Consider the following 13685-nt stretch of genomic DNA (forward strand, 5'->3'; position numbering starts at 1 on the left):
ACCACACACGCCATATCGCGTCTTCCGCTATTCACGATATATCGCGGCCACGGAAAGTCAAGACACCCGTTCTGGGGATGTTCACGTCCCTCAAAATGACCAAAGCGCCCAAATCCACCTAGCGTGTGAGCATGTCGCCGACGGAAGCCCCACGCCCCGGTGCCCCTCGTACCGGCCCCGCCCCGGGCGCCCTGCTGCTCTGCCGCGCGGAACCCGACTCCGTCGCCCCGGCCGCCCAGCTGCTGCGCGAACGCATGCTGCTCACGAGCGCGGGCCCGCAGTGGAGCGTCCTCGTCCCCGAGGGAAAGCCCTGGCGGCACGGTGAGGAGCCGGTCGACCGCGTCCTCACCGGCTGGGCCACGGCACTCGCCGTCGGCGCCCCCTGGCCCGTCCTCGCGCTGTGGTGGGACGCCGACCGCAGCGGCTACACCCTCGCCTCCGGCTTCCGCCGTCCCGTCGGCTACGTCTGGCTCGCGGCCGGCACCCCGGCCGGCGAGGACGAGGCCATGCGCACCTTCGCCGCCCGCCTCGGCCTCGACCCCGTCCTGGACGTCGAGTCCCTGGACGCCCTCACCAAACCGGACACCGCGGCCGACGCCCGGGCCCGGCTGCGCGGACTCCTCGCCGTCCTCAGCCGCGCGGGTCTGACCCTCCCCACCGGACTCGCCCCCGGCGAACCCGCCGACCGCCTCCGCGAGGTCGCCCGCGTCCAGCCCGACGCCCGAGCCGTCGAATGGGAGGGCTGGCGCGAGACGGTCCGCGGCGAGCTCGAGACGGTCGCCGGCCGCCGTCTGACCCCCTGGCTGCCCTGGTCCGGCGACTCCAGGGCCCGTGCCCTCTGCCTCGCCCAGGTCGCCACCGGCCTCCCCCTCGCGGCCTGGGGCCTACGGCGCCGCAGCGGCGGCTGGCTCGCCGCCGGAGCCCTGCTGCTGGCGCACGGGGTGCTGGGACTGGCGTACGACCTCGCACATCCGCGTGACTGATGTACGGCATACCCTGAGGGAGTAGGCCCGAGGGTTCGTCCCGTCCGTATCAGGAGCGAGAGTTGTACTTCACCGACCGTGGCATCGAGGAACTGGCGAAGCGGCGCGGCGAGGAGGAGGTCACCTTCGAGTGGCTCGCCGAGCAGCTGCGGACGTTCGTCGATCTCAACCCCGACTTCGAGGTGCCGGTCGAGCGGCTGGCCACGTGGCTGGCGCGGCTGGACGACGACGAGGACGACGAGTAGTCGGGACGAGTAGTCAGTTGGTCAGTCCCGCGGGTCGGCGGCCGGTGGCAGATACCGCGGCTGCCCGTCCCGGTCGGTCACCGGGGTGAATCCCGCGGCCTTCAGCAGGGCGGCGTTCTTGGCCCGGTAGCGCCGGTTGGCGACGAGCAGGATCGGGACGAGGGCCATCAGGGCCAGCCAGAAGGTGCCGCCGACGACGAGGCCGAACTTGATCCAGGGTCCGAGGGCCAGCCCGGTGAAGCCGAACGTGGTGAGCCCCAGCATCTGCTTCTCGGTGAAGCGGGTGGCCAGCTCGAAACCGATCCGCGCGTTGAACACCGCTACCGCGTCCTCGTCCAGCTGCGGCAGCGCGCCTCTCGAGGCGGCACCCGGGTATCTCACCCAGTTCTCCGCCGCCCGCGCGCGGGCCTCGGGGTCGTGGGCGGGCACGACCCGGATCACGTACTTCTTGCCGAGTTGATGAGCGCCCGCGTACTCGTACCCGAACTGCTCGGCGTAGAAGGCCAGTCGCGCGAGCCCCTTGGTGGTCCCCAGGCCGGTGGAGGCGTGGACGGGTTCACCGGTGCCCATCCGGCGCAGCATCTTGCGTATGTGGCGCTTGCCCATCGATACACCCCCGTAGCGGGAAGGGCCCGGCCCCCGGACGGGGTCGGGCCCTTCTGCGATCAATTGATCAGCTGTTCCGAGACCTAGGCCTCGAACACCTCACGCACCAGCTGCTCCTGCTCGGCCTGGTGACGCTTGGCCGAACCCACCGCCGGCGACGAGCCGTGCGGACGCGAGATGCGGCGCAGGCGCTCGCCGTGCGGGATGTCCGCGCCGACGGCCAGGTCCAGGTGGTCGATCAGGTTGAGGGCGATGAAGGGCCACGCGCCCTGGTTCGCCGGCTCCTCCTGGGCCCACAGGTACTTCTCGGCGTTCGGGTACTTGGCGATCTCGGCCTGGAGCTCGGCACCCGGGAGGGGGTACAGGCGCTCGACGCGGATGATCGCCGTGTCCGTGATACCGCGCTTCTGACGCTCGGCGTCGAGGTCGTAGTAGACCTTGCCGGCGCAGAAGACGACCTTCTTGACCGCTGCCGCGTCCACCGACGCGTCACCGATCACTGGGCGGAACTGACCCGACGTGAACTCCTCCGTCTTCGACGCGGCGGCCTTGAGGCGCAGCATCGACTTCGGGGTGAAGACCACCAGCGGCTTGTGGTGCGGGTTGTGCACCTGCCAGCGCAGGAGGTGGAAGTAGTTCGACGGCAGGGTCGGCATCGCGACCGTCATGTTGTTCTGGGCGCAGAGCTGGAGGAACCGCTCGACACGGGCCGAGGAGTGGTCCGGGCCCTGGCCCTCGTAGCCGTGCGGCAGGAGCAGGGTGACGCCGGACGTCTGGCCCCACTTCTGCTCGGCCGCCGAGATGTACTCGTCGACCACCGTCTGCGCGCCGTTGACGAAGTCGCCGAACTGCGCCTCCCACATCACGAGCGCGTCGGGGCGGGCCAGCGAGTAGCCGTACTCGAAGCCCATGACCGCGTACTCGGAGAGCAGGGAGTTGTAGACGTTGTAGCGGGCCTGGTCCTCGGCGAGGTACTGGAGCGGGGTGTGCTCCTCGCCGGTCTCGCGGTTGATGAGGACCGCGTGGCGCTGGCCGAAGGTGCCGCGCTGGGAGTCCTGGCCGGACAGCCGGACCGGGGTGCCCTCCAGGAGCAGGGAGCCGACGGCCAGCGTCTCGCCCATGCCCCAGTCGATCGTCCCGTCCTCGACCATCGTCGCCCGGCGCTGCAGCTGCGGCAGCAGACGCGGGTGGACGTGGAAGGTGTCGGGGATGTTGACCTGGGACTCGGCGATCCGCTTGACGACCTCCGAGGAGATCGCGGTGTTCACGGCGACCGGGAACTCCGCCTGCGGGTCCGACACCGGGCCGGTGACCTGCTGGGAGGCGGCCTCGCGGACCTCGGTGAAGACCTTCTCCAGCTGGCCCTGGTAGTCCTGGAGCGCCTGCTCGGCCTCTTCCAGGGTGATGTCGCCGCGACCGATGAGGGACTCGGTGTAGAGCTTGCGCACCGAGCGCTTCTTGTCGATCAGGTCGTACATCAGCGGCTGGGTGAAGGCCGGGTTGTCCGACTCGTTGTGACCGCGGCGGCGGTAGCAGATGAGGTCGATCACGACGTCCTTGTTGAACGCCTGACGGAACTCGAAGGCCAGGCGAGCGACGCGGACGACGGCCTCGGGGTCGTCGCCGTTCACGTGGAAGATCGGCGCCTCGATCATGCGGGCCACGTCGGTGGCGTACATCGAGGAGCGCGAGGACTCCGGGGCGGCGGTGAAGCCGACCTGGTTGTTGATGACGATGTGGACCGTGCCGCCGGTGCGGTAGCCGCGCAGCTGCGACATGTTGAGCGTCTCGGCCACCACGCCCTGGCCCGCGAAGGCCGCGTCACCGTGCAGGGCGACCGGCAGGACCGTGAAGTCCGTGCCGCCCTTGTTGATGATGTCCTGCTTGGCGCGGGCGATGCCCTCGATGACCGGGTCGACCGTCTCCAGGTGGGACGGGTTCGCGGCCAGTGAGACGGTGATCTGCTCGCCGTCGAGGCCCGTGAAGGTGCCCTGGGCGCCCAGGTGGTACTTCACGTCGCCGGAGCCGTGCATGGACTTCGGGTCGAGGTTGCCCTCGAACTCGCGGAAGATCTGGGCGTACGACTTGCCCACGATGTTGGCGAGGACGTTCAGGCGGCCGCGGTGGGCCATGCCGATGACGACCTCGTCCAGGCGGGACTCCGCCGCCGAGTCGATGACCGCGTCCAGCAGCGGGATGACGGACTCGCCGCCCTCCAGGGAGAAGCGCTTCTGGCCGACGTACTTCGTCTGGAGGAAGGTCTCGAAGGCCTCCGCCGCGTTCAGTCGGCGCAGGATGCGCAGCTGCTCCTCGCGCTCCGGCTTGGAGTGCGCGCGCTCGATGCGGTCCTGGATCCACTTGCGCTGCTTGGGGTCCTGGATGTGCATGAACTCGACGCCGGTGGTGCGGCAGTACGAGTCGCGCAGCACACCGAGGATGTCGCGCAGCTTCATCAGGGACTTGCCCGCGAAACCGCCGACCGCGAACTCGCGCTCCAGGTCCCACAGGGTGAGCCCGTGCTCGGTGATGTCCAGGTCGGGGTGCTTGCGCTGGCGGTACTCCAGCGGGTCGGTGTCGGCCATGACGTGGCCGCGGACCCGGTAGGAGTGGATCAGCTCGAAGACCCGCGCGGCCTTGGTGACGTCGTCGTCGTGCGAGGCGTCGATGTCCTTGAGCCAGCGGACCGGCTCGTAGGGGATGCGCAGGGCCTCGAAGATGTCGTCGTAGAAGCCGTTCTCGCCGAGGAGGTAGTTCGCGACGACGCGCAGGAACTCGCCGGAGGCGGCGCCCTGGATGACCCGGTGGTCGTAGGTCGACGTGAGCGTCATGACCTTCGAGATGCCGAGCTTGTTCAGGGTGTCCTGGGAGGTGCCCTGGAACTCCGCCGGGTAGTCCATGGAGCCGACGCCCATGATGACCGACTGTCCGGGCATCAGACGCGGGACCGAGTGGACGGTGCCGAGGCCGCCGGGGTTGGTCAGGGAGACCGTGACCCCGGAGAAGTCGTCCATCGTCAGCTTGCCGTCACGGGCGCGGCGGACGATGTCCTCGTAGGCCTGCCAGAACTCGAAGAAGTTCAGCGTCTCGGCCTTCTTGATGCCCGCGACGACCAGCTGGCGGTCGCCGTTGGGCTTCACCAGGTCGATGGCGAGGCCGAAGTTGATGTGCTCCGGCTTGACCAGGGTCGGCTTGCCGTCCTTCTCCGTGAAGGAGTAGTTCATCGACGGCATGGCCTTGATGGCCTGCACCATCGCGTAGCCGATGAGGTGGGTGAAGGAGATCTTCCCGCCGCGGGCACGCTTCAGGTGGTTGTTGATCACGATGCGGTTGTCGAAGAGCAGCTTCACCGGGACCGCGCGCACGGACGTGGCCGTGGGCACCTCGATCGAGGCGTTCATGTTCTTCGCCACCGCGGCGGCGGGGCCGCGCAGCGTGACCAGCTCCGGGCCGTCCGCGGCCGCGGGGGCCGGCTCGACCTTCGGCTTCGCCGCGGCCGGAGCCGGGGCGGCGGCCTTGGCGGGCGCCGGGGCGGCGGCCGCGGGCTTCGCGGCGGCGGGGGCCGCCGGAGCCGGCGCGGGCACCGCAGGAGCCGCGGGAGCCGCCTGGGCGGGCGCGGCGGGGGCCGCCGGGGCCGGAGCAGCGGCCGCAGCCGGGGCGGCGGCGCCCGGCTTGTAGTCGGCGAAGAAGTCCCACCAGGCTCGGTCTACCGAATTCGGGTCCTGGAGGTACTGCTGATAGATCTCGTCGACGAGCCACTCATTGGCACCGAACGCGGCAGCGGGGTTCTTCCCCGCTTGGTCGGTGTCGGTCGAGATGCTCGAGTTACTGGGGGACTGTGGCGACACGGCGGCAACCGCCCTCTTCCGCTTCACAAGGTGATGGACAGCGGGAATAAAGGCTACGCCCCCATGGCCGGGAAGGTCAGGCCGGGCAAGGTCATCGTCGCGTAAGTCACATCGGAAAGCGTGTTTCGGGGCCAGAAATGGCGGGAAACAAGCGTGGTTCCGCTTCTCACAGCGTTGGATGGGAAGGGGTGAGCACGGCCCCGGGACGCCGATGGCGCGGGCCTGTGGCGGATCACCCGTGATCACACGTGTCCGTCAGCGCGGACCGCGGTGGATCTTGTGGCTCCGGTTCGAACTTTACGTCAACTTGGCAGAGATGGAAGTCCCGGAAGGGTGACAAGAATCCGGCAGCCCCGCTCGGATTCGGCCACACCGATCCGGCCGCCGTGCAGATCCACCGCCCAGCGGGCGATCGCCAGGCCGAGCCCGGTACCGCCGTCGCTGCCCGGACCGTGCGGCCGGTTCACGGCCCCCCGGTTGAACCGCTCGAAGACGCGGTGCCACTCGGAGCGCGGAATGCCGGGGCCCTCGTCGAGGACCTCCAGCTCCAGGGAGTCCGGCACGGATCCGCGCCTGGCCTTCACCGTCACGCGCCCGTGCGGCGGGCTGTGCTTGACGGCGTTGTCGATCAGGTTGGCCACCACCTGGTGGATCCGCTCCGGGTCCGCCTGCGCGGTCAACTCCGGCGGGGACACGTCCAGGTGCAGATGCACGTCGGTACGCGTGTGGCTGCCGGATCCGGAGGCGATGCCCGCGCGCGCCGAGGAGACCATGTTGGCCTCCTTCAGCACGCCCGACAGATACGGCCACACCTCGAAACGGCGCGTCTTCAGCGGTACGACGCCGTTGTCGAGGCGGGAGAGGTCGAGCAGCGTCTCGACCAGCCGGCCGAGCCGCTCCGTCTGCTTCAGGGCCGTACGCATCGTCTCGGGGTCCGCGGGCGAGACCCCGTCCACGATGTTCTCCAGCACCGCCCTGAGCCCCGCGATGGGGGTTCTGAGCTCGTGGGAGACATTTGCCACGAGCTCCTTGCGCTGCTGTTCCTGGGCTTCCAGGTCGTCGGCCATCCGGTTGATCGTCTCGGCGAGGTCGCCCAGCTCGTCCCGGCGGTTCTCCCGCACCCGGCGCGTGTAGTCACCGTGCGAGATCGAGCGGGCGACCGCGTTCATCTCGTCCAGCGGGGCCGTGAGCGAATGCGCCACGAACTGCGTAATGAGCAGTGTGGCGATCATCGAGAACACCGTGATGAAGCGCAGCTCCGTCTTGGTGCGCACCGCGATCATCGACAGGCCCGTGGTGATCAGGACCGAGGTGACGACGAGCGCCCCCAGCTTGGTCTTGATCGAGAACGGGCGCACGCCGCCCCAGGGCTCCCAGGGGCCTCTCCGTCCGGGCGGGCCGCCGCTCATGGCGTCGGCGTCTCCAGGGCGTAGCCCACGCCGTGCACCGTGCGGATCCGCTCGGCGCCGATCTTCCGGCGCAGCGCCTTGATGTGGCTGTCGACCGTGCGGGTGCCGGAGGCGTCCGCCCAGTCCCAGACCTCGGCGAGGAGCTGCTCGCGGGAGAGCACCGCGCGCGGGGTGTTCGCCAGGCACACCAGGAGGTCGAACTCGGTCGGGGTGAGGTGGACGTCCTCACTGCGCACCCGCACCCGGCGCTGCGCGTGGTCGATCTCCAGCTCGCCCAGGCGCAGGATGCCGCTTCTGGGCGTCGCGGCGGCCAGCGCGGCCCGCTCCACCCGGCGCAGCAGCACATGCACGCGCGCGGCCAGCTCCCGCATCGAGAACGGCTTGGTCATGTAGTCGTCGGCGCCGACCCCGAGCCCGACCAGCATGTCGGTCTCGTCGTCGCGCGCGGTGAGCATCAGCACCGGCACCGGCCGGGCGGCCTGCACGCGGCGGCAGACCTCCAGACCGTCGAAGCCGGGCAGCATGATGTCGAGGATCAGCAGGTCGGGCTGCCAGGCCTCGGCCGTGTCGACCGCCGCCGGACCGTCGCCCGCGGTTTGCACGAGGAATCCCTCGGCACGCAGACGGGTCGCGATGGCCTCCACGATCGTCGGGTCGTCCTCGACCACCAGCACCCGGCGCTGCGCGCCGGGGGTGGCCGTAGCCGTGCCGGTCTGGGAGGTGTGTGTCTGCTCCATCGCCCGCCCCAAGGGTTGCTTTCCGGAATCAGTGGGGTGATCCCGCTTACTGGCTTATGCCTGCGCATGCTTGCGATTGACGCTTGAATGATCTGCGCCAGGGAAGCAGAGTACGGGGAGTCACCACGCCACGGCTATCCAGGTCGGACACCGACGTGCACGACGTCCGGAACGCCCCGGGCAACCGGCACCTCTTCGGTACGCACCTGCTGGAACCCGGCATTCCGTAGGGTTCCTTCAAATTCCGGAGAAGGCTGCGCCGACCACACCGCGAGCACCCCGCCGGGCCTCAACACCCTTGCGCAGCTGGCGAGTCCGGCCGCCGAATACAGCCCGTCGTTGCCCTCGGTGACGGTCCAGTCGGGCCCGTTGTCGATGTCCAGGCACAGCGCGTCATACGTGTCCCATGTCTCATTCACATAAGTGACTAGATCCGTTTCCAGAATCTCGGTGCGTGGATCGGCGAGCGCCGCCGCCGACAATGCGGACAGCGGGCCGTGGCGATGCCAGTCGATGATGGCCGGTTCCCGCTCCACGACGGCGATCCGGCCCCAGCGCGAATCCGCGGTGGCATGGGTGAGCGAGAACCCCACCCCGAGCCCGCCGATCAGCACGCTCGGCCCGGGCCGCCCGTCCAGCGCGTCGAGCGCCACGTCCACCAGCAGCCGCTCCGAGCGGCCGTCGGAGGTGTCCATCAGGAAGCACCCGTTGGCGATGATCTGCAACAACTCACCGTGCCGGCGCAGCACGACCTCGCCGTGCGGGCCCTCGCGACGGTCCAGGACTTCGGGAATGTCGTACGAGATGGGCATCGGCCCATCCTGGCAGTCCGGTGCGGGGTGCACCGAGATTTCGGCCGACGTTCAGCCCCCGGTACCGAGGGGCGGTTCTTGAGAAGTGCCTGTGAATCGGGGTTCGCGTGGCGCCGGTCACAGACAGCGGGGTGGGTGAGCGCGAAGGCTGGGGCGAAACGGAAGGAGCGACTCACGGTGGAACGGACCGCGAAGTCGGCAGACGCGCCGCACGCTCCTGCCGACGCCTGCTTCCCCGACGTCGCCGGACTGCTCGACGCGGTACCGGGCCAGCGCGGACCGGCACCCGTCCCCGTCGCCGACAAGACGCCCGAAGTCACCGAAGCCACTGAAGCCCCTGAAGTCGCCGACCCCCGGCGCCGGTTGCGCCCCTGGCGTCTGCTCCCCACCCCCACCGGGACGCCGTTCACCTTCGGTTACGCCGTTGTCCTGGCCGTCACCTCGCTCGTCACCGAGTACGCCGACCCCACCCTCGTCCACTCCCTGCTCCAGGGCTCCAGCACCGACGTGGCCCACCTCGTGCGCACGCCCGTGCTCGTCCTGGTGGCCAGCGCGCTGTGGGTAGCGGGCGGCATCGTGTCGCCGTACGTGCTGGGCTTTCTGCTGGTCATGACCGCGCTGGAGCGTCGGATCGGCGGACTGCGCGCGGCCGGTGTCTTCCTCCTCGGCCATGTCCTGGCCACTCTCGCGACCGAACTCCCCGTCGGACTCGCCGTCCTGGTCGGTCACCTGCCCGACAGCTCCCTGCACCGCCTCGACTACGGCATCAGCTTCGGCGTCGCCGCGGGCACGGGCGCGCTGGCCGGGCTGCTCTCCCCTTGGCTCCGCTGGCCGTTGCTGGCCCTGTTCGCCGGCATGCTGCTCCAGGACCTGCTCGCCTTCACCGACCCGATGACCGAGTGGGGGCACCTGATGGCTCTGACCTTGGGGACGGCCACGTGGCCGTGGGTCCGCCGCTGGGCGAGGACCCCGCCCCGGTCCAGGCGGTTCCTGAGCTGGTAGGGATCGGCGCGCAGGTCGTAGTACTCCCGGAAGAGGACCCGGCCGTCGCCGTGCGGGCGGCTGATGTCGACGTGGCCCGTGAGGCGGTCGTCGGTGCGGGCGGTGCCGAGGCCGCCGGCCGACCAGGAGAGGTGGAAGGGGACCTCCAGACTCGGGCGGTACGGCACCGACTTGCGCAGCCGGCCGTGGTGGCCCCAGCGCAGACCATGGTCGCTGGTGAACAGCACGAGGGTGTTGTCCAGCCGGCCCCGCCACTCGGGCACGCGCGCGTGGGCCTACTTCCGCTCCGGGGCGTTCACCTCGTGCGCGGAGCGCGTGGCGACGTACGCGAACCAGGGGCGGCCGTCGGTGCGGGACCGGTCGATGAAGTCGAGGGCGTGGTTCTTGACGACGGTGGTGATGGCGTGCGCGCGAAGGTCGTGCCGTCGCCGCCGAATCAGTCGAGGGTCGGCGGCAGCGCCCAGCCCGTCTCCTTCGGCTGGTCGTCGGTGAGGACCAGCCACAGGCGGTGCGGCTCGGGACATGGCTCGCCTCAGGGGCGGCCATACGTACCTCGTTCGCAGCGGGGGCCTCGCCGCCCGCGCCGGAGTCGCCGACCCTGGCGACGAACCGGAACCGTCGCCCCCGTGATCAGCGCGCGCCGCCCGGGCCCGCGCTGCTCCACCGTCCCGAACGGTCTCCGCAACGGCATCCACAGCAAGTATGTGCAAGCGGAGACGACCGTTTCTCTACGGCGTCCCGTGCCCCGTGAACCTCGCGCTGGTCAGCGGAGCCGACACCGTCCAGCCCAGTGACTCGTACAGGCCCTTCCCGGCCGGTGTGCCCGCCAGTACGCAGGTCTCGGCGCCCTGTTCCGTCGCGGCTCGCTGGAGTGTGTGCATGACGAGGGTGCCGAGCCCCTTGCGTTGGTGGGCCGGGGACGTGGCGACCTGGTCGACGACCGCCGTCGCACCGGTCGGGGCGAGCTGGCCGCGGGCCGCCCAGGAGCCGTCGGGGGCGGCGATCATCGTGCGGACGAGGCCGCCGCGGGACCAGGTGCGCCGGCGGTAGCCGTCCGGGACCGGCGGTTCGTCGGCGGGTGTCGTCGTGGGCAGTGTCGTCAGAGGGAGCGTCATCAGGCAGCCGGGCTCCGGATCGATCCACCAGCCCTCGCCCAGCCAGTCGCCGACCACGGCCGGATCCCGGAACACCTTGAGCCACACCCCGGCACCCGTGACCGCCCCGGCCACCTTGCGGACGACCGTCTCCTCGACATCGTCCCCGGTCGCGCCCAGCACGTGCCGGGCGACATGGCCGTCCATCCCCATGTCGATCGTGCAACCCCACGGCTCGACCACCGGCGGGGCCGCCCCGCGCGAGACGACCCACCCGTCCACCCACGCCCGCACGATCCGGTCCATGCCGAGGCCCTTCGCTGGTAACAAGTGAAAGCTGTTGATGGTTACTACATCAGCAGCGTCACGAGTCCCGGCAGAGGTGATCGCTCACAGCGAACGCCCCTTGGGGAACATTCGGAGGCTCACGTGCATTGAGTCGGCATAGCTCAACTTGAATGCCGAAGGGGAGATCATGGCTTCGACGTCCACACCGCTCACTCTGCCTGTGCTGCCGCTCGACGACGAGGTCGTGCTGCCCGGAATGGTGGTCCCGCTCGACCTGAACGACCCCGACGTACGCGCCGCGGTGGAGGCCGCCCAGGCCGCCGCCCGGTCGGAGCCGGGGAAGCCCAGGGTGCTGCTCGTGCCACGCATCGACGGCACCTACCCGGGCACCGGTGTGCTCGGCACCGTCGAGCAGGTCGGCCGGCTGGCCGACGGCGACCCGGGCGCCCTGATCCGCGGCCGGGGCCGGGTGAAGATCGGTGCCGGGACGACCGGACCGGGTGCCGCCCTCTGGGTCGAGGGCACCCGTGTCGACGAGACCGTGCCCGAGCCGCTGCCGGGCCATGTCACCGAACTGGTCAAGGAGTACAAGGCCCTCGCCACCGCCTGGCTGCGCAAGCGCGGCGCCTGGCAGGTCGTGGACCGGGTCCAGGCCATCGACGACGTCTCCGCGCTCGCCGACAACTCCGGGTACTCGCCCTTCCTGAGCACCGACCAGAAGGTCGAGCTGCTCGAGACCGCCGACCCGGTCACCCGCCTCAAGCTCGCCACCCAGCAGCTCCGCGACCACCTCGCCGAGCAGGACGTCGCCGAGACCATCGCCAAGGACGTCCAGGAGGGCGTCGACAAGCAGCAGCGCGAGTTCCTGCTCCGCCGCCAGCTGGAGGCCGTACGCAAGGAACTGCGCGAACTCAACGGCGAACAGGACGGCGAGGAGTCCGACGACTACCGCGCGCGGGTGGAGGCCGCCGACCTGCCGGAGAAGGTGCGCGAGGCCGCGCTCAAGGAGGTCGACAAGCTGGAGCGGTCCAGCGACCAGTCGCCCGAGGGGTCGTGGATACGGACCTGGCTGGACACCGTGCTCGAACTCCCGTGGACCGAGCGCACCGAGGACGCGTACGACATCCAGGGCGCCAAGGCGGTCCTGGACGCCGAGCACGCCGGCCTGGAGGACGTGAAGGAGCGGATCACCGAGTACCTGGCGGTGCGCAAGCGGCGCGACGAGCGGGGGCTCGGCGTGGTCGGCGGCCGGCGCGGCGGTGCCGTACTGGCGCTCGTCGGCCCGCCCGGCGTCGGCAAGACCTCGCTGGGTGAGTCGGTCGCGCACGCCATGGGCCGCAAGTTCGTCCGCGTGGCCCTCGGCGGTGTGCGGGACGAGGCGGAGATCCGCGGTCACCGGCGTACGTACGTCGGCGCGCTGCCCGGCCGGATCGTCCGCGCCATCAAGGAGGCCGGGTCGATGAACCCGGTGGTCCTGCTCGACGAGATCGACAAGGTGGGGTCCGACTACCGGGGCGACCCGGCGGCGGCCCTCCTGGAGGTCCTCGACCCGGCGCAGAACCACACCTTCCGCGACCACTACCTGGAGGTCGAACTCGACCTGTCGGACGTGGTCTTCCTCGCCACGGCCAACGTCCTGGATGCCATCCCCGAGGCCCTGCTCGACCGTATGGAACTGGTCCGCCTCGACGGCTACACCGAGGACGAGAAGGTCGTCATCGCCCGCGATCACCTGCTCCCGCGCCAGCTGGAGCGGGCCGGCCTCGACAAGGACGAGGTGACGCTCGACGAGAGCGCCCTGCGCAAGCTCGCCGGCGAGTACACCCGCGAGGCGGGCGTCCGCACCCTGGAGCGGTCCATCGCACGGCTGCTGCGCAAGGTCGCGGCCCAGCACGAACTGGGTGAGCGGAAGCTGCCGTTCACGGTCACGGACGAGGAACTGCGCGGCCTGATCGGGCGCCCGCACCACGTGCCCGAGTCCGCCCAGGACCCGGCGGAGCGCCGCACCGCGGTGCCGGGTGTGGCGACCGGCCTCGCGGTCACCGGAGCCGGCGGTGACGTGCTCTTCGTCGAGGCGTCCCTGGCGGACCCGGAGACGGGTGCGGCGGGCCTGACGCTGACCGGGCAGCTCGGGGACGTGATGAAGGAGAGCGCGCAGATCGCCCTGTCGTTCCTGCGCTCGCACGGCGCCGAACTGGAGCTGCCGGTGGGCGACCTGAAGGACCGGGGCGCGCACATCCACTTCCCGGCGGGCGCGGTGCCCAAGGACGGCCCGAGCGCGGGCATCACGATGACGACGGCACTGGCGTCGCTGCTGAGCGGGCGACTGGTGCGGACCGACGTCGCGATGACCGGCGAGGTCTCGCTGACGGGTCGCGTGCTGCCCATCGGCGGTGTGAAGCAGAAGCTGCTCGCCGCGCACCGGGCGGGCGTCACGACCGTCATCATCCCCAAGCGCAACGAGCCCGACCTGGACGACGTCCCCGCCGAGGTGCTGGACAAGCTCGACGTCCACGCCGTGACGGACGTCCGCCAGGTGCTGGAGCTGGCGCTGTCCCCGGCGACGAACGGGGCGGCGTCGGAGGTTCCGGTGGCGGCGTGACGGACGGCACCGGATGAGGTGAAGGCCCGGGTTCTCGTGAGGGAGGCCCGGGCCTTCGCCGT

General features: G+C 70.5%; 11 protein-coding genes and 1 pseudogene. 4 read left to right on the plus strand and 8 right to left on the minus strand.

The features are described from left to right. The first annotated feature begins 131 nt into the window (after window positions 1-131). Both ABKA17_RS03580 and ABKA17_RS03585 read left to right on the plus strand, forming a co-directional pair. Window positions 132-983, plus strand: a complete 852-nt coding sequence (locus ABKA17_RS03580; RefSeq protein WP_353690327.1) for a hypothetical protein — start codon at window positions 132-134, stop codon at window positions 981-983. A gap of 62 nt (window positions 984-1045) precedes the next feature. After that, on the plus strand, window positions 1046-1228 hold the full coding sequence (locus tag ABKA17_RS03585; RefSeq protein WP_123997793.1) for a DUF6104 family protein: 183 nt from the start codon (window positions 1046-1048) through the stop codon (window positions 1226-1228). 21 nt (window positions 1229-1249) lie between these two features. Here the strand turns inward: ABKA17_RS03585 and ABKA17_RS03590 are convergent, their stop codons facing one another. From ABKA17_RS03590 to ABKA17_RS03610, 5 genes are all read right to left on the minus strand, one after another. Beyond that, on the minus strand, window positions 1250-1834 hold the full coding sequence (locus ABKA17_RS03590; RefSeq protein WP_353690328.1) for a hypothetical protein: 585 nt from the start codon (window positions 1832-1834) through the stop codon (window positions 1250-1252). Window positions 1835-1917: 83 nt separating this feature from the next. Then, window positions 1918-5679, minus strand: a complete 3762-nt coding sequence (locus tag ABKA17_RS03595; protein WP_353690329.1) for a multifunctional oxoglutarate decarboxylase/oxoglutarate dehydrogenase thiamine pyrophosphate-binding subunit/dihydrolipoyllysine-residue succinyltransferase subunit — start codon at window positions 5677-5679, stop codon at window positions 1918-1920. Between the two features lie 302 nt (window positions 5680-5981). Next, window positions 5982-7088 (minus strand): HAMP domain-containing sensor histidine kinase, encoded by a 1107-nt coding sequence (locus ABKA17_RS03600; protein WP_353690330.1) that lies wholly within the window; start codon window positions 7086-7088, stop codon window positions 5982-5984. Further along, window positions 7085-7825: a response regulator transcription factor gene (locus tag ABKA17_RS03605; protein ID WP_353690331.1), complete on the minus strand. Its 741-nt coding sequence runs from the start codon at window positions 7823-7825 to the stop codon at window positions 7085-7087. Before ABKA17_RS03605 ends, ABKA17_RS03600 begins: the two co-directional genes overlap by 4 nt. Window positions 7826-7959: 134 nt before the next feature. Further along, the gene (locus ABKA17_RS03610; RefSeq protein WP_353690332.1) at window positions 7960-8637 is read right to left on the minus strand and encodes a spermidine synthase family protein; all 678 of its coding nucleotides are present in this window, start codon (window positions 8635-8637) and stop codon (window positions 7960-7962) included. A 177-nt stretch (window positions 8638-8814) separates the two neighbouring features. Here ABKA17_RS03610 and ABKA17_RS03615 point away from each other — a divergent pair, with 177 nt between their 5' ends. Beyond that, on the plus strand, window positions 8815-9639 hold the full coding sequence (locus ABKA17_RS03615) for a rhomboid-like protein (RefSeq protein ID WP_353690333.1): 825 nt from the start codon (window positions 8815-8817) through the stop codon (window positions 9637-9639). 74 nt (window positions 9640-9713) lie between these two features. Here the strand turns inward: ABKA17_RS03615 and ABKA17_RS03620 are convergent. The 3 genes and pseudogenes from ABKA17_RS03620 to ABKA17_RS03630 all read right to left on the minus strand — a co-directional run. Next, a pseudogene (locus ABKA17_RS03620) lies at window positions 9714-9902 on the minus strand (sulfatase-like hydrolase/transferase); the annotation flags it as partial. A gap of 12 nt (window positions 9903-9914) precedes the next feature. Further along, window positions 9915-10142 carry a hypothetical protein gene (locus tag ABKA17_RS03625; RefSeq protein WP_353690334.1) on the minus strand — a complete coding sequence of 76 codons (228 nt, stop codon included), beginning with the start codon at window positions 10140-10142 and terminating at the stop codon, window positions 9915-9917. Between the two features lie 225 nt (window positions 10143-10367). After that, entirely contained in the window at window positions 10368-11039 is a 672-nt protein-coding gene (locus ABKA17_RS03630; protein WP_353690335.1) for a GNAT family N-acetyltransferase, read from the minus strand. 169 nt (window positions 11040-11208) lie between these two features. On the opposite strand from ABKA17_RS03630, the gene lon reads away from it, so the two are divergent. After that, complete coding sequence (lon, locus tag ABKA17_RS03635; RefSeq protein ID WP_353690336.1) at window positions 11209-13623, plus strand: endopeptidase La; 2415 nt, start codon at window positions 11209-11211, stop codon at window positions 13621-13623. Window positions 13624-13685: the final 62 nt, after the last annotated feature.

Source organism: Streptomyces sp. RG80 (assembly GCF_040446465.1).
Lineage (GTDB): Bacteria > Actinomycetota > Actinomycetes > Streptomycetales > Streptomycetaceae > Streptomyces.